The sequence below is a fragment of the Phyllobacterium sp. OV277 genome (assembly GCF_900104355.1).
Classification (GTDB): Bacteria; Pseudomonadota; Alphaproteobacteria; order Rhizobiales; family Rhizobiaceae; genus Phyllobacterium.
Map to the genome: position 1 here is coordinate 602,140 of NZ_FNIY01000001.1, position 15,257 is coordinate 617,396.

Here is a 15,257-nt window from a genome sequence, read left to right on the forward strand (position 1 = left end):
CGCTCGCTCAGCTGCGTGCAAATGCGGCCATGTGAAAACGCTGCTGATCGGGCATATAGGCGTGTTCCCGTCCGACTGGACAAGCCAGCCGTGCCAGACAGCCGCCATCGAGACACACACGCCCTTGTGGTTCTGCGAGATATGATCGGCAGCGACCAACAGCAAAATTCTTTCCATCGAATGCGTCCACCGGGCAGGCGCTCAGGCATGGTTTTTCCGCGCAGCTATCGCAGGGGTGATTATCCCGAGCAATTGATGGGAAGTCGATAACCCGGTCAAACAGCAAGGCACCCCGAAACGCCTGCCAGAGGCCGTATTCAGGATGAATCAACAGCCCCAAGGGCGATGCCGAGAGGCCCTCCCCACGCATGGCCCATTGCTGGAACGGCAAATAAGGCTTGTCGGATGGAAAGACGGCTTGTCCTTCCACAGCGTCCGCGACACGGGTGAGAACAGCTTTAGACCATGCATCGAGCGGATCGTCCACATCCGGATGCGCCCGCCGCCACCGGGTGAAATACGGCCAGATGGATGAACCGAAATGGCCGATAAGAACCACGCTGCGTGCCGAAACGCCGGTGCTCAGACGGGGCGCATCATCCCCTGCTCCGAAAACAAAAACGCCGCGCGGAACAAGACCATAGGGTTCCAGCGCGGCGGCGATTTCAACAAGAGGATCGGCAATAGTCATCCCGGGCCTGAACCCTTAACAGCAGTGGCCCAGACTTCTTCATGGATCAGATTGGCCACTTTAGCCCGGCCGTCCTCGGGCTTCTTTCAGGTGAATGCGTCGGGCATCGACGCTTTTTTCTTGGCAATGAATTCCTTGAGGGATTCGTCAATGGCCGGATCAAGATAGGGTGCTTCGTAGGTTTCAAGCCAGCGTCGTGCCAGTTCATTGCCGCGCTGGTCGGCACGTTTCTCGCCCTCGGCAAGCCACTGCTCATAGGAATTGTTGTCGGCAATGTTCGAGCGGTAGAAGGCCGTCTGGAAGTTTGCCTGTGTGTGGTCGCAGCCAAGATAATGGCTGCCGGGCCCAACCTGACGGATCGCATCCATCGCCTGACCATTCTCGGAAAGGTCAACGCCTTCAGCAAATTTCTGCGCCATACCAAGCTGGTCGATGTCCATCATGAACTTTTCATAGGAGGACACAAGACCACCTTCGAGCCAGCCGGCGGAATGCAGCACGAAGTTCGTACCAGCCAGAAGCGTCGAATTCAGCGTATTGGCGCTCTCATAGGCCGCCTGCGCGTCGGAAACTTTTGAAGCGCAGAGCGAACCGCCGGTGCGGAACGGCAGTCCAAGACGGCGTGCCAGCGCCGCAGCGCCGTAAGATACAAGCGACGGCTCAGGTGTTCCGAAAGTCGGCGCACCCGACTGCATCGAGATGGACGAGGCAAATGTGCCGAAAATAACCGGAGCACCCGGTCGGATCAGCTGGGTGAGCGCTGCACCGGCCAGCACTTCCGCCAGAACCTGCGTCAACGTACCGGCCACCGTCACAGGGCTCATCGCACCGGCAAGAATGAACGGCGTGACAATGCAGGCCTGATTGTTGCGGGCATAGACCTTGAGCGCACCAACCATCGTCTCGTCGAAAACCATCGGCGAGTTTGCATTGATCAGGCTGGTCAAAACCGTGTTCTGGTCGAGATAATCCTCACCGAAAACCAGCTTACACATGGATATCGTGTCTTCCGCCCGCTCAGGCGCGGTGACAGACCCCATGAACGGCTTGTCGGAATATTTGATATGGGCATAGACCATATCGAGGTGGCGCTTGTTGACGGGAACGTCGACAGGCTCGCACACCGTGCCGCCGGAATGGTGGATTGACGGTGCCATATAGGCGAGCTTCACGAAATTATTGAAGTCTTCAATGGTCGCATAGCGGCGATTGCCATCAAGATCGCGCACAAAGGGCGGGCCGTAGACCGGCGCAAACACCGTGGCCTTGCCACCGATCTGCACGGAACGCTCTGGGTTGCGCGCATGCTGTGTGTAGATGGACGGTGCCGTCTTCAGCAGTGAGCGGGGAAGCCCCTTTGGAAAGTGTACCCGCTCGCCTTTGACATCGGCCCCAGCTTCGCGCCAAAGCTGCAAAGCTTCCGCATCGTCGCGGAACTCGATGCCGATTTCCTCAAGGACGGTATCCGCATTGGCTTCGATCAGCGCCAGCCCTTCCTCATCAAGCACTTCATATTCGCGAATCTTGCGCGTGATATAGGTGAGCGACTTGCCGGGGCCACCGCCGGAACGGGCGGCACGGCGCGCAGCAGCGCCCGCACCGGCACCACGTCCGCGACGTCCGCCGCTTTCAGCAGTATCAGCGGGGGTCGCAGTGTCCACCGGTGCATCAACTGGCGTTTCCTGATTCATTTTATTTCTCCAGGCGCTTGATGCGCGGATTGGTTTAACGATCCGATCCTACCTGCGACATGGACAGGCGCGTTTCCGTGTGCGTCAAACGATGGCGCATGGAAGACAAACAGGTGGTCGCTTTCGTCATTTACGAGGTCGCATTTAAGCAATGCGTTTTCAGCAACTTGCCCGATATGTTAAGGGAATGCCAGTAGAGATAAAAAGCGCTGCATAACGCTTGAGAGGAAGACACCCATGGCCGACGATGAAATCATTCTTTCGGAGCTTTCGGACGACGAACTCGTCGAACAAATGCACGACGATCTCTACGACGGATTGAAGGAAGAGATCGAGGAAGGCACCAATATCCTTCTGGAGCGCGGCTGGGTGCCTTACCGGGTTTTGACCGAAGCACTCGTCGAAGGCATGCGCATTGTCGGCGAAGATTTCCGTGACGGCATTCTCTTCGTGCCGGAAGTTCTGCTGTCAGCCAATGCCATGAAAGCCGGCATGTTCATCCTGCGCCCGCTTCTCGCAGCCACGGGCGCGCCGAAACAGGGCAAGCTCGTTATCGGCACCGTCAAGGGCGACATTCACGACATCGGCAAGAATCTGGTCGGCATGATGATGGAAGGCGCTGGCTTTGACGTCATTGATCTCGGCATCAACAATCCGGTCGAAAATTATCTGGCAGCCATCGAAGAGCACAAGCCTGACATTCTCGGCATGTCGGCCCTGCTCACCACGACCATGCCTTACATGAAAGTCGTCATCGATACGATGAAGGAAAAGGGCATTCGCGACGATTACGTGGTGCTCGTCGGCGGTGCGCCGTTGAACGAAGAATTCGGCAAGGCCGTCGGTGCTGATGCCTATTGCCGCGATGCGGCGGTGGCCGTTGAAACAGCCAAGGACTATATGAAGCGCAAGCACAACCAGATGTCCGGCGCCTGAACCAAATCAAAACGGCCGCATCAAAATGCGGCCGTTTTTCGAATCTAGTGTAACTTTGCTGAAACTGGCCTATGAGGCCGAATAATCAGTTGGCGGCTTTTGCTACCCGATGACCAGCGGACTGGGTCGCATTCACCGTGTTGGCTGTATCGGAGCCGATACCGCGGATTGTGTTGGCGCAGCCGGCCAGTGCTACGACAGCAAGAACAGCGGCGATCGGTACAACGCGTGATAGTTTCATGGACAGGGTCTCCCGTTCTGATAGAATTTAATCAACGTTCGCATAACGCGATGGAGCGAAATCAGTTCCATGAATGTTAGCCAGAATTCGAATAATTCGCCAGAGATCGTCAGGGTGATCGCCTGCGGCATGATTGCCCGGGAAATACTGGCTATACGCGAGCAATTCGGCCTCGATCACATCGAGCTGAAATGTCTGCCCGCCGTCTATCATCATCATCCGGAAAAGATTGCACCGTCGGTGGATCGGGCAATCGTCAAGGCAAAAGCTCAGGGCATCAAGCGAATCTTCGTCGGCTATGCCGATTGCGGCACTGGCGGCATGCTTGATCGCGTCTGCGAAAAGCACGGTGTGGCGCGTATTGAGGGTCCGCATTGCTTCTCGTTCTATGTCGGCAATGATGCCTTTGCGTCCAAATGGGACGATGACATGACGTCATTCTTCATGACGGACTTTCTCGCCCGGCATTTCGAAGCCTTCATGGTCAAACCGCTTGGCCTCGACCGCCACCCTGAGTTGCGTGACATGTATTTCGGCAATTACACCAAGATGATCTACCTCGCTCAGACAGACGACGCCAAGCTCAATGCCAATGCCGAAAAGGCGGCTGAATTCCTTGGCCTCGCCTATGAGCGGCGCTTTACCGCCTATGGCGATCTGGTTCCTGCCCTGCGGCTGGCAGCAGCAGATAGCGCAGTTTGACACTTTCCTTTACGCCTTTAAATCGGCATGGTCCGCCTGCTTCCTGATGGAATCGAAAACAAAGGACCGTTCTCATGCTGTTTCGAACCCTTCTTCTCGCAACGATCAGTCTGGCAACCATCAGCGCCGCCCATGCGGATGGCGCGATTACAAAGATCATCACGCCCGCCGATACCAAACGGCTAGAGCAGTACGATCAAACAAAGACCAAGGCGGTTGCAGATGCGAAAGCGACCGGTAGCGCCGCTGATATCCGCATTGTTGATGAATTGTTAAAGCGCCCCAGCCTGCCTTTCAGTGAAGGTTTTGACATGACCGGCAACTGGCAGTGCCGGACAATCAAGCTCGGCGGCATGGCCCCGGCGCTCGTGGTCTATGGCTGGTTCAAATGCAAGGTCACGGATGATGGCTCCGGCTGGGCTTTGGAAAAAGTGACGGGATCACAACGCACCAAAGGGCGTTTCTACACCGAAAGCGACAAGCGGCTGACCTATCTCGGCACCGGCTATGTTTCGGATCAAAAGCCTGCGAAATATGGTGCAGGACCGAAAACCGACGAAGCTGGCTATGCCTATCGCACCGGCAAGAATGCCTTCCGCATCGAGTTTCCGGCACCCTATTACGAATCCCTGCTCAACATCATGGAATTCAAACGTTAAGTACTTTCGTCGCTGCCGCGTCATTGCAATGTCACCTTTGCCCCTCCATATGGGCAAAGGTTGAACAAAAGACGGACCCATGGTTGCAATAGATAGTGAAAATCAGAAGAAGATGGACAGTGCTTCGACACATGCGGAAAACGATCCGCGGCCCCTTTCACAGGTTTTCGAAGACCTTGCACGGACAACCACCGCACCCGTTTCTTTCACCGAACTTGAAGATGCCTTCACTGATCGCAGCTTCGCAGCCCTTTTGACATTTTTCGCCATTCTCAACCTGCTTCCGCTGCCACCGGGAACCGGTATTGTCACCGGCATTCCGCTTGTTCTTGTATCGGTGCAGATGGTCATGGGCCGCGAATCCGTCTGGCTACCGACCTTCATGCGCACAAAAACCATTGCGCCGGAACGTTTTCGTCAGGTCTCGAACAAGGTTGTTCCGTGGCTGCAATGGCTGGAACGCTTCATCCGCCCGCGCAACTGGCCCTTTTCCCAGCGTCAGGGCGATCGCTGGCTCGGCGCATTTACGACAGTTCTGGGCATGTCCGTCGTCCTGCCCATGCCGCTTTCAAACTGGCTTCCGGCCTTGGCAACGGCCATTATCGGCATTGCACTGTGTGAACGCGATGGCCGTTTGATGCTCGGTGGCCTCATTCTGGGCGTGGTCTCGATCAGCATCGTCTTCGGCTTCGCCTTCATCGCCGCCAACGTGCTGGCCTATCTGGCAGGTTTCTGGCCTTTTTGAGATTGGGCAGAGCCGTGATGTTGGTTCGTGGTTCGACAAGCTCACCATGAGGGATAGAGGTGATGTAAAGATAATCGCCAGCTTTGCAGATCACCAACGTTGCAGAACTTGACTCCCTTTCATCACCCTTCTCCCTCATGGTGAGCTTGTCGAACCACGAACCAACCACCCCCACTAAAATCTCTGTCGCAAAAACAACAATGTCGCACGTCGCATTTGAGTGGGCGCACGTCGTGAGATAACAAGCTTACCCCCTGATTATCAGGCAAAACGGTCCTCGTTGGAGGATAAACTGCATGGCCGATCTTATTGTCGTTTATTGGCGGGACATTCCTGCTCAAGTGACCGTCAAAAAAGGACGTCAGGCCGCAAAACGCGAACTTCCTCTTCGTTTTACTGAAGCCATCGACATGTGTGCGATGCGCATTGGCGCCCGGGATTCGGACGCCTATCTGGCAGAGTGGCGCCGGGGAACACCGGTGCCGGTGAGTGATGATCTGGATGCGGAGGCTGATGCGGCCCTCGCCCGTATTGACAGCGAATATCATCGGGAACGCCTTGTGGCGCTAGTAAAGGCAGGCGGACATGACAATTCATGAACTGAAAGCAAAGCCAATGACAAAGATCGCAGCATCCATCGAAGTGGCGGCACGCCAGGCGATTGAATCGCAGGACCTGCCCGGACTGTTCCCGGAAGGGACACGCGTTTACATCACTGACATGGGTACTGATGGCGTTGACACGCTGACAGCTGCCGCCAAACGCATTCATGATCTCGGCTACAAGCCAGTTCCGCATTTCGCCTCCCGCCGCCTTGGCACGAAAGTAGCCTTGGAGACCCGCATCCGCCGCGCCGCTGAAGAAGCTGGTGTGACCGATGTGCTGGTTATCGGCGGCGGCCTTGAACGGCAGGCTGGCGAATTCTCCTCCACCATGGAAGTGCTGGAAACCGGCTTTTTCGACAAATATGGCATCAATGAAATGGGCGTCGCCGGTCATCCGGAAGGCAGCCCGGAATTTTCCGAAGCTGTTGCGCTTGAAGCCCTGCGCCTGAAGAAGAATTTTGGCGAGCGCACCGGCGCCCGCTTGCGTGTCGTCACGCAGTTCGGCTTTGATGCCGATCGCTTTATCCGCTATGCGGAATCGCTGCGGGAACATGGCGTTGATCTGCCTGTGCATCTGGGCGTTGCTGGCCCGGCCAAGATCACCACATTGATCAAATATGCTGCCATGTGCGGCGTCGGCAACTCGATCAGCTTCCTCAAAAAGAATGCCTTGTCCCTGACAGCGCTTGCCACCAGCCATTCACCTGAAGGTGTTGTTGGCCCTATCGAACAGCATGTGATCAACCATCCGGCTTCCGCCATCAAGCAGATCCACATTTTCCCGTTTGGCGGCCTGAAGAAGTCCTCCGAATGGCTGGTTGATCGCGGCTCCTGGAATGTCGCAACCGGCCACTACGCATCTGCAGCAGCGAACTAAGGATTTCCTGAATGACCCGTACCATTGTTGCCTCGGCGACCAGAGAAATCATCATCGGATTTGACCAGCCTTTCTGCGTGATCGGCGAGCGGATCAATCCGACCGGCCGCAAGAAGCTTGCCGCCGAAATGATCGCTGGCAATTTTGATACGGTCATCAGGGATGCGCTGGAGCAGGTTGCTGCCGGTGCAACCATGCTTGATGTCAATGCGGGCGTCACTGCTGTCGACCCGAATGCAACGGAACCGGGCCTTCTGGTCAAGACACTGGAGATCGTGCAGAATCTGGTCGATGTTCCCCTCTCCATCGACAGCTCGGTAACGGCTGCTATTGAAGCTGCTCTGAAAGTCGCCAAGGGCCGCCCGCTGGTTAATTCGGTGACCGGTGAAGAGGAAAAGCTTGAAGCCATCCTGCCGCTGATCAAGAAGTACAATGTGCCTGTCGTCGCTATCTCCAACGACGAAACCGGTATTTCCATGGACCCGGACGTCCGTTTTGCCGTTGCCAAGAAGATCGTGCAGCGCGCGGCTGATTTTGGCATTCCGGCGCATGATATCGTCGTTGACCCGCTGGTCATGCCGATTGGCGCGCTTGGAGATGCGGGCCGTCAGGTTTTTGCGCTGCTGCGCCGTCTGCGTGAAGAGCTGAAGGTCAACACCACCTGCGGCCTTTCCAACATCTCATTCGGCCTGCCCCACCGTCACGGCATCAATGCCGGGTTTATTCCCATGGTAATCGGCGCTGGCATGACCTCGGCGATCATGAATCCCTGCCGTCCGCAGGAAATGGAAGCGGTTCACGCCGCCAACGTGCTCAACGGCACCGATGCCAACTGCACTTATTGGATCAGGAAATATCGTGACCATCAGCCTGCTGTTGCCGGAGCGCCTGCCGTATCGGTTCCTGCTGATGCCAATGGCGGTGGACGGCGGCGCGGTGGACGTGAAGCGCGGCGTGGCGTTGCCGGTTGATTGATTTGTGATGCCACGCTATTGGCGTGGTTCGTGGTTCGTGGTTCGTGGTTCGACTAGCTCACCATGAGGGAGAGTGAGGATGCAACGCTAATCTTAGGGATGGCAGATCAAAAAGATCACGCATCACAAGAGTTGCAGAACTTGACTCCCTTTCATCACCACTCTCCCTCATGGTGAGCCTGTCGAACCACGAACCACGGACCACAAACTGCGCACCGGCCATATCGGTATTGCAAGCAAATGGCATGCAGGACTTGGAGCATTGATTGTGAACGCACCCGTAAAATCCCCTGAAGCATCGGCAAAGGACGCGCTTGTTCTGTTCATGCCATCGGGCAAGCGCGGGCATTTTGCGGTTGGCACCACGGTGCTGGAGGCAGCGCGCACGCTCGGTGTCTATGTGGAAAGCGTGTGCGGCGGGCGCGGCATTTGCGGGCGCTGCCAGATTGACGTGCAGGAAGGCAAATTTGCCAAGCACGGCATTACCTCTTCCAATGATCACATTTCCGAATTCGGTCCAAAAGAAAAACGTTACGCCGAAAAGCGTGATCTGAAGGATGGCCGCCGCCTTTCCTGCTCGGCAACCATTCTCGGCGATCTCGTTGTGGATGTGCCGCAGGATGTTCAGGTCAATGCGCAGGTCGTGCGCAAGGATGCCGATACACGTATCATCGAGCGCAACCCAGCCATCCATATGTGCTATGTCGAGGTGGAAGAGCCGGACATGCACAAGCCGCTCGGCGATCTTGACCGCCTGAAGGCCGCACTGGAAAAGGAATGGGGCATCCGCAATCTTGATGTGGATACCTATCTCCTGCCGCAAATTCAGAAAATCCTGCGCAAGGGCGAATGGGGCGTCACCGCTGCCATTCACCACGACGAGGAAACGACGCGGCCAACCATGATCGGCCTGTGGCCCGGCCTGAAGAACGAGGCTTACGGCATCGCCTGCGATATCGGTTCCACCACGATTGCCATGCATCTGTCATCGCTGCTTTCGGTGCGCACCATTGCTTCGGCTGGAACATCCAACCCGCAAATCCGCTTCGGCGAAGATCTGATGAGCCGCGTCTCCTACGTCATGATGAACCCGGAAGGCCGGGAAGGCATGACCAATGCGGTGCGCGACGCCATCAACGAGTTGATCGGCAAGGTCTGTGCTGAAGGCAATGTCGCGCGCGAGGACATTCTCGATGCGGTGTTTGTCGGCAATCCGATCATGCATCACCTTTTCCTCGGCATTGACCCGACGGAACTCGGCGGCGCGCCGTTTGCCCTCGCCGTTTCCGGCGCCGTGCATCTCAGAGCCAGTGAAATCGGTCTCAATATGAACCCCGGCTCGCGCGTCTATATGCTGCCTTGCATTGCCGGCCATGTCGGCGCTGATGCTGCTGCTGCAACCCTTGCGGAAGGTCCGCACCGGCAGGATGAGATGATGCTGCTCGTCGATGTCGGCACCAATGCGGAAATCGTGCTTGGCAACCGGCAACGCACGGTTGCAGCCTCCTCGCCAACAGGCCCGGCCTTTGAAGGCGCGGAAATCTCGGGCGGCCAGCGCGCTGCCCCCGGCGCCATCGAACGTGTGCGTATCGATCCGATAACACTGGAGCCACGCTTCCGCGTCATCGGCACGGAACAATGGTCGGATGAACCGGGTTTTGCCGAAGCCGTGCAGGCAAGTGGCATAACAGGCATTTGCGGCTCAGCTATTATCGAAGTCGTCGCGGAAATGTACCTTTCCGGCATTATCTCCGAAGATGGCGTGGTGGATGGTAGTCTTGTTGCCAAATCGCCGCGTATCATGCCAAACGGTCGTACATTCTCCTATCTGCTGCGCGAGGGAACACCGACCATCACCATTACCCAGAACGATGTGCGTGCAATCCAGCTTGCCAAGGCTGCGCTCTATGCGGGCGTCAAGCTGCTGATGGACAAGCAAGGCATTGATCACGTTGATCAAATCCGTTTTGCCGGTGCCTTCGGTTCTTTTATCGATCCAAAATATGCCATGGTGCTCGGCCTTATCCCTGATTGCGACCTCGACAAGGTAAAAGCTGTCGGCAATGCCGCCGGTACAGGCGCGCGCATGGCGCTGCTTAACCGCGATTATCGCCGCGAGATCGAGGATACTGTCACGCGCATCGAGAAGATCGAAACGGCACTGGAGCCAAAATTCCAGGAGCATTTCGTCTATGCCATGGCCATGCCGAACAAGGTCGATCCCTTCCCCAAACTCTCGCAGGCCGTCACCCTGCCACCGCGCAAGAATGTCGGTGAGGATGGTCAGACAGGTGATGCCACACCGCGCCGACGCTCACGCGAGGACCGAGCGGCCCGCCGGTCGCGTGAATAGGTCGCGTGAATAAATCCATTCAGTTGAGTTTGCCATGCAGACAAATTCCGCTATCAACATCCACCATGATTGATTCCGGATATATGTTCCCATGATTGCCTGCTTTGACATCGGTGGCTCGGCCATCAAGGGTGCAATAGCCTATGCGCCCGAAGACATCCGGCCACTGCCAAAAGTGCCGACGCCCTTGCGCGATTTCGACGCCTTTGCCGCCGCGATTGAAAAGATTGCAGCGGAGGGTGGCGCTGATACCGCATCGCTGATTTCCATTTCGATTGCCGGTGTTATCGATGCGGATAGTGGTAAAATCACCTGTGCGAACATTCCCTGCATCGATGGTCGCCCGCTGGTCAAAGACCTCAGCGAAAAGCTGCGCCGTCCGGTTCTTGTCGCCAATGACGCCGATTGTTTTGCCCTGTCGGAAGCCGTTGTCGGCGCCGGACGCGGCCACCGCGTGGTGTTCGGCATTATTCTGGGCACTGGCGTTGGTGGCGGTCTTGTCATCAATGGCAAGATACATGAGGGCGCCGGCGGCTTTGCCGGGGAATGGGGCCATGGTCCGATATCGGCGACATGGGCCGGTAATCCGCCGATTGCCATCCCGCGTTATGCCTGCGGTTGTGGTCAGGTCGGCTGCGTCGATGCGGTTGGCGCAGCGCGTGGCATGGAACGCCTGCATGCACACATTCACGGCGTTGATCTGCCAAGCACCGAGATCATTGCCGCATGGAACAGCGGCGATGCGGCGGCTGAGCGCACCATTGATTGCTACATCGATATCGTCAGTGGCCCGCTGGCCATGACGCTCAATGTGGTCGGCGCGTCGATTGTGCCCGTCGGTGGCGGCCTTGCCAATTCAGTCCCGCTGATCGAGCGGCTGGACCGCGCCGTGCGTGACCGCATCCTGTGGAAGACAGCCAAGCCGCTGGTCATCCCGGCGCAACTGAAAATTGAACCCGGATTGATCGGTGCCGGTGTTCTCGGTTTGATGGGAGCGGCACAATGAGCGGCATTCTTCTGGAAGTCTGCGTTGATGATTCGAGCGGCCTCGCCGCTGCCATCACAGGCGGCGCTGACCGGGTGGAGCTTTGCTCTGCGCTGGAACTCGGCGGCCTGACACCAACACCCGGCCTGATCGGTCAGGCCATTGCTTCGCCCATTCCGATCTACGCCATGATCCGTCCGAGGCCCGGCAATTTCGTCTTCGGCGAGGCTGATATCGACGCGATGCTGCGGGAAATCGACATGATCCGCAGCGCCGGTCTGGCGGGCATCGTCCTTGGTGCGAACCATGCCAATGGCAGTCTCGACCATGCCACGCTTGAACGCCTGATGCGCAATTGCCATGGACTGGGCGTGACGCTGCATCGGGCCTTCGATCTCGTACCCGATCTTGCTGAGGCTGTTGAAACGGCTGTTGGACTTGGCTTTGAACGTATTCTGACTTCAGGCCGCATGCCGACATCAGCTGAAGGCATCGACAATCTGGCAGAAACCTTCGCGCTTGCTGCTGGGCGGATCAAGATCATGCCCGGCTCGGGCGTCAATATCGGCAATGCCGGTGCATTGCTTGACCGTATTCCCTTTCGGGAAATCCACTCATCCTGCGCGGTTCTGGCAGAACCAGTCAGTGCCGCTGCACAGCGGCTCGGTTTTGAGACTTCAACGCAAAAGCGCACCAGCGTTGAGCTGGTCAAGGCATTGAAGGCTTATTGCCAAACTCGGTAGAGGTGTGGTGCTGCCGTTTGGACGTGGGTGGCATTGCGGGTGGTTCGTGGTTCGACAGGCTCACCATGAGGGGGAGTGTGGATGTAAGGATAATCGCCAACGTTGCAGAATAGAGCTCCTTGCACCCCACCCCTCTCCCTCATGGTGAGCCTGTCGAACCACGCAATATATCGATGCAGCGTTTAGAGGGGGTGTTACCGCTCCAATTGCCCCTAAAGCTTGCCCGTCCGCTCGTAGCCCTCGAAATACACCCGCAGATGCTGAGCCACAGCTTTGACATGCGCGCCGGCATTTTTGGCAACCAGCATGCCAAGCTTGGACTCACCGAGTGGTGGCAGACCAGTTTCCGGGCCAAGTGCTACCATATTGTCCTCAAGCAGAAACTTTGAGAACGGCGCAACGGCAAGGTCGGCCACGATAGCGGCGCGCTGGCCCATCGTATGGGCGCTCATATAGGCGACACGATAGTCCCTGCCAGCGCTTTCAAGTGCGCTGATGGCATTGGCGCGCCAGATGCAGCCCTCTTCCCACATGGAAAGCGGCAAAGGATTGCGCTCATGCGCTGTTCCGCATTTCGCCCCGGCCCAGATGATTTCCTCGGTCATGAGGACTTCGACCTCATCAAGCTTGGCCAATGTTTCATTGACATTAACAAGCGTCACATCAAGCCGCTGCTCATCCAGCCGCTTGCGCAGGCTGTTACTCTGGTCGATGACCACATCAACGGTGACATCCGGATGCGACTCGGCAAAGCGCTTCAAAACGAAGGGCAGCACCTTTTCGCCGATATCATCGGGCGCACCGAGCCGGACAACCCCGGAAACCGTTGGCGTGATGAATTTCGCCACAGTTTCGCGATTGAGCGCCAGCATGCGCCGCGCATATCCAAGCAGCAACTCGCCGCTCGGCGTCAGTTTGACCGAACGTGCATCGCGTTCAAGCAGGATATGACCAAGTGTCTCCTCAAGCTTCTTGATCTGCATGGACACAGCCGAAGGTGTGCGGAACACCGCATTGGCAGCGCTGGAAAAGCTGCCCGTCTCGGCAATCATGGCAAAGGTACGCAACACATCAAGATCGAGGATCGGTATGGGATGCTGCATCGGTGCTGACATTGCGGCGTCTCCTTCATCAATTTTTCTGAACTATACTGTTCTGTAATTTCGTTTGATTGAACATCAACTTGGGCAGATAGTCAATATCACACAACAAGGTGGTTACAGAAAATTGGGCACCTTAACCACAAGGAGCAGCAAAATGAGTGTCTGCAATGAACTTCCACACCAGACAAGCCTGAGTGAACGTCTCTTTACTGCCGTTACACGCACGGCGGAAAGCGTCGCATCAATAGCAATAGTCTCGCGCGATGCGATTGTCCGGGGCCGTCGGCGGCGTGTGACAGAAGCAGCTCTGGATAGTCTTCCAGATAATATCCGCTCTGATATTGGCTGGCCGGATCTGTATGAGCGCCAGATTGCCGAATGCAATCAGTCTAATCGCACGCGCCAGTAAATCATGAGAACACCCCAATAAGGGAGCGGACCTGTTCACGTCCGCTCCCTTTATTTTGCGCTTTACCTGCGCTTTTGCGACACAGGCAGGCTCACTTCCCTTTAGAATAATTCTATGGTTCTATCTGAAAAAAAGCTCCAGAGACCACGCCCGTAATTTGAAGAACCTACTTCAGGTGCGACATGGCCTCGTAGTAATAATGGGAACATAGAATCATCATGAACCAGACGGACCTGAACAAGCGGTCTTTTGTTTTTTTCCTTGTGCCGAACTTTTCGATGATCGCTTTTGCGACCGCTATCGAACCGCTGCGCATCGCCAATCGCATGCTCGGATATGAGGCCTATCGCTGGCGTCTGGCCTCGGTCGATGGCAAACCCGTCACGGCCTCCAATGGCGTTGAATGCGCCGCGAACTCTTCCCTTGAAGATGAACGCCGCTTTCTGACCGGCGAAGACCGTCCATCCATGGTTTTTGTCTGCTCCGGCGTGCATGTCGAAAAATTCCAGAACAAATCCGTCTATGCCTGGCTGCGGGAAGAATTCAACCGCGGCGTCGCCGTTGGTGGCCTTTGCACCGGCGCGCACATTCTGGCTGCCGCTGGCCTGCTCTCGGGCAAGCGCTGCGCAATCCATTGGGAAAACCTTCCCGGCTTTGCCGAAGCGTTTCCGAAAGCCGACGTCTATGCGGACCTGTTTGAAGTCGACGGCAATATCTACACCTGCGCCGGCGGCACCGCCGCGCTCGACATGATGTTGAAGCTCATCGGCGATGATTTCGGCGATAATATCGTCAACCGCGTCTGCGAACAGGCCCTGACCGACCGCGTGCGTAGCCCGCATGATCGTCAGCGGCTGCCATTGCGCGCACGTCTCGGCGTGCAGAACTCAAAAGTTCTTACCATCATCGAACTGATGGAGGCACGTCTGTCCGAGCCGCTATCGCTCATCGAGATTGCCGACCATGTCGGCCTGTCACGCCGCCAGATCGAACGGCTGTTCCGGCAGGAGATGGGACGCTCACCCGCGCGCTATTATCTGGAAATCAGACTCGACCGCGCCCGCCATCTCCTCATCCAGTCATCCATGCCTATTGTTGAAGTAGCGGTTGCCTGCGGCTTCGTCTCCGCATCGCATTTTTCCAAATGCTACCGCGAACTTTATGGCCGCTCACCACAGCAGGAACGCGCCGACCGCAAGCAGCTGATGGCGGCATAGTTACCTGCTTCAGCATGTTCGTGGTTCGTGGTTCGTGGTTCGTGGTTCGTGGTTCGACATAACAACCATGAGGGAGAGTGAGGATGCAACGCTCATCGTAAAGATTGCAGCGTAAGGGGTGCAGAATTTCGCTCCTAACAAACCCACCCCACCGTCATCCTCGGGCTTCACCCACCCCCACCGTCATCCTCGGGCTTGACCCGAGGACCCATAATTCAAAAGTGCTGAACGTTGAGATTCGTTTGAGCTCCTTAACCGTGGGTCCTCGGGTCAAGCCCGAGGATGACGGTAGGGTGGGTTTTTTTAGGAGCCAAATTCTGCACCCT

At 56.7% G+C, this 15,257-nt stretch carries 16 protein-coding genes; 12 read left to right on the plus strand and 4 right to left on the minus strand.

Annotated elements, in window-relative coordinates:
- Positions 1 to 7: 7 nt before the first annotated feature.
- Both BLU05_RS03035 and BLU05_RS03040 read right to left on the minus strand, forming a co-directional pair.
- Entirely contained in the window at positions 8 to 691 is a 684-nt protein-coding gene (locus BLU05_RS03035; protein ID WP_091877727.1) for a 4Fe-4S dicluster domain-containing protein, read from the minus strand.
- Between the two features lie 86 nt (positions 692 to 777).
- Positions 778 to 2,382, minus strand: a complete 1,605-nt coding sequence (locus BLU05_RS03040; RefSeq protein WP_091877728.1) for a trimethylamine methyltransferase family protein — start codon at positions 2,380 to 2,382, stop codon at positions 778 to 780.
- A gap of 237 nt (positions 2,383 to 2,619) precedes the next feature.
- Here BLU05_RS03040 and BLU05_RS03045 point away from each other — a divergent pair, with 237 nt between their 5' ends.
- Complete coding sequence (locus BLU05_RS03045) at positions 2,620 to 3,318, plus strand: corrinoid protein (protein WP_091877729.1); 699 nt, start codon at positions 2,620 to 2,622, stop codon at positions 3,316 to 3,318.
- An 85-nt stretch (positions 3,319 to 3,403) separates the two neighbouring features.
- Here the strand turns inward: BLU05_RS03045 and BLU05_RS03050 are convergent, their stop codons facing one another.
- Positions 3,404 to 3,559, minus strand: a complete 156-nt coding sequence (locus BLU05_RS03050; RefSeq protein WP_091877730.1) for an entericidin domain-containing protein — start codon at positions 3,557 to 3,559, stop codon at positions 3,404 to 3,406.
- Positions 3,560 to 3,628: 69 nt separating this feature from the next.
- On the opposite strand from BLU05_RS03050, the gene BLU05_RS03055 reads away from it, so the two are divergent.
- The 9 genes from BLU05_RS03055 to BLU05_RS03095 all read left to right on the plus strand — a co-directional run bounded on the left by BLU05_RS03055 (position 3,629) and on the right by BLU05_RS03095 (position 12,202).
- Positions 3,629 to 4,261 (plus strand): DUF1638 domain-containing protein, encoded by a 633-nt coding sequence (locus BLU05_RS03055; RefSeq protein WP_091877731.1) that lies wholly within the window; start codon positions 3,629 to 3,631, stop codon positions 4,259 to 4,261.
- Between the two features lie 74 nt (positions 4,262 to 4,335).
- Entirely contained in the window at positions 4,336 to 4,920 is a 585-nt protein-coding gene (locus BLU05_RS03060; protein ID WP_091877732.1) for a DUF4893 domain-containing protein, read from the plus strand.
- Positions 4,921 to 4,999: 79 nt separating this feature from the next.
- On the plus strand, positions 5,000 to 5,665 hold the full coding sequence (locus tag BLU05_RS03065) for an exopolysaccharide biosynthesis protein (protein ID WP_091877733.1): 666 nt from the start codon (positions 5,000 to 5,002) through the stop codon (positions 5,663 to 5,665).
- Between the two features lie 296 nt (positions 5,666 to 5,961).
- On the plus strand, positions 5,962 to 6,264 hold the full coding sequence (locus tag BLU05_RS03070; RefSeq protein WP_091877734.1) for a virulence factor: 303 nt from the start codon (positions 5,962 to 5,964) through the stop codon (positions 6,262 to 6,264).
- A gap of 16 nt (positions 6,265 to 6,280) precedes the next feature.
- Positions 6,281 to 7,147 carry a methylenetetrahydrofolate reductase gene (locus BLU05_RS03075; RefSeq protein WP_091878458.1) on the plus strand — a complete coding sequence of 289 codons (867 nt, stop codon included), beginning with the start codon at positions 6,281 to 6,283 and terminating at the stop codon, positions 7,145 to 7,147.
- A gap of 11 nt (positions 7,148 to 7,158) precedes the next feature.
- Positions 7,159 to 8,118: a methyltetrahydrofolate cobalamin methyltransferase gene (locus BLU05_RS03080; protein WP_091877735.1), complete on the plus strand. Its 960-nt coding sequence runs from the start codon at positions 7,159 to 7,161 to the stop codon at positions 8,116 to 8,118.
- A gap of 328 nt (positions 8,119 to 8,446) precedes the next feature.
- Positions 8,447 to 10,474: an ASKHA domain-containing protein gene (locus tag BLU05_RS03085; RefSeq protein WP_244518185.1), complete on the plus strand. Its 2,028-nt coding sequence runs from the start codon at positions 8,447 to 8,449 to the stop codon at positions 10,472 to 10,474.
- 91 nt (positions 10,475 to 10,565) lie between these two features.
- On the plus strand, positions 10,566 to 11,480 hold the full coding sequence (locus BLU05_RS03090) for an ROK family protein (protein WP_091877737.1): 915 nt from the start codon (positions 10,566 to 10,568) through the stop codon (positions 11,478 to 11,480).
- Complete coding sequence (locus BLU05_RS03095; RefSeq protein WP_091877738.1) at positions 11,477 to 12,202, plus strand: copper homeostasis protein CutC; 726 nt, start codon at positions 11,477 to 11,479, stop codon at positions 12,200 to 12,202. Before BLU05_RS03090 ends, BLU05_RS03095 begins: the two co-directional genes overlap by 4 nt.
- A gap of 212 nt (positions 12,203 to 12,414) precedes the next feature.
- Here BLU05_RS03095 and BLU05_RS03100 read toward each other — a convergent pair whose 3' ends face one another.
- Positions 12,415 to 13,317: a LysR family transcriptional regulator gene (locus BLU05_RS03100; protein ID WP_091877739.1), complete on the minus strand. Its 903-nt coding sequence runs from the start codon at positions 13,315 to 13,317 to the stop codon at positions 12,415 to 12,417.
- Positions 13,318 to 13,459: 142 nt separating this feature from the next.
- Here BLU05_RS03100 and BLU05_RS03105 point away from each other — a divergent pair, with 142 nt between their 5' ends.
- Positions 13,460 to 13,714, plus strand: coding sequence for a hypothetical protein (locus BLU05_RS03105; RefSeq protein WP_091877740.1), 255 nt, complete (start codon positions 13,460 to 13,462; stop codon positions 13,712 to 13,714).
- 218 nt (positions 13,715 to 13,932) lie between these two features.
- Complete coding sequence (locus BLU05_RS03110; RefSeq protein ID WP_091877741.1) at positions 13,933 to 14,931, plus strand: GlxA family transcriptional regulator; 999 nt, start codon at positions 13,933 to 13,935, stop codon at positions 14,929 to 14,931.
- Positions 14,932 to 15,257 lie beyond the last annotated feature (326 nt).

Coding starts and splice junctions, on each gene's coding strand:
- BLU05_RS03035 (WP_091877727.1), bottom strand. CDS start 691: ATGACTATTGCCGATCCTCTTGTTGAAATCGCCGCCGCGCTGGAACCC.
- BLU05_RS03040 (WP_091877728.1), bottom strand. CDS start 2,382: ATGAATCAGGAAACGCCAGTTGATGCACCGGTGGACACTGCGACCCCC.
- BLU05_RS03045 (WP_091877729.1), top strand. CDS start 2,620: ATGGCCGACGATGAAATCATTCTTTCGGAGCTTTCGGACGACGAACTC.
- BLU05_RS03050 (WP_091877730.1), bottom strand. CDS start 3,559: ATGAAACTATCACGCGTTGTACCGATCGCCGCTGTTCTTGCTGTCGTA.
- BLU05_RS03055 (WP_091877731.1), top strand. CDS start 3,629: ATGAATGTTAGCCAGAATTCGAATAATTCGCCAGAGATCGTCAGGGTG.
- BLU05_RS03060 (WP_091877732.1), top strand. CDS start 4,336: ATGCTGTTTCGAACCCTTCTTCTCGCAACGATCAGTCTGGCAACCATC.
- BLU05_RS03065 (WP_091877733.1), top strand. CDS start 5,000: ATGGTTGCAATAGATAGTGAAAATCAGAAGAAGATGGACAGTGCTTCG.
- BLU05_RS03070 (WP_091877734.1), top strand. CDS start 5,962: ATGGCCGATCTTATTGTCGTTTATTGGCGGGACATTCCTGCTCAAGTG.
- BLU05_RS03075 (WP_091878458.1), top strand. CDS start 6,281: ATGACAAAGATCGCAGCATCCATCGAAGTGGCGGCACGCCAGGCGATT.
- BLU05_RS03080 (WP_091877735.1), top strand. CDS start 7,159: ATGACCCGTACCATTGTTGCCTCGGCGACCAGAGAAATCATCATCGGA.
- BLU05_RS03085 (WP_244518185.1), top strand. CDS start 8,447: ATGCCATCGGGCAAGCGCGGGCATTTTGCGGTTGGCACCACGGTGCTG.
- BLU05_RS03090 (WP_091877737.1), top strand. CDS start 10,566: ATGATTGCCTGCTTTGACATCGGTGGCTCGGCCATCAAGGGTGCAATA.
- BLU05_RS03095 (WP_091877738.1), top strand. CDS start 11,477: ATGAGCGGCATTCTTCTGGAAGTCTGCGTTGATGATTCGAGCGGCCTC.
- BLU05_RS03100 (WP_091877739.1), bottom strand. CDS start 13,317: ATGTCAGCACCGATGCAGCATCCCATACCGATCCTCGATCTTGATGTG.
- BLU05_RS03105 (WP_091877740.1), top strand. CDS start 13,460: ATGAGTGTCTGCAATGAACTTCCACACCAGACAAGCCTGAGTGAACGT.
- BLU05_RS03110 (WP_091877741.1), top strand. CDS start 13,933: ATGAACCAGACGGACCTGAACAAGCGGTCTTTTGTTTTTTTCCTTGTG.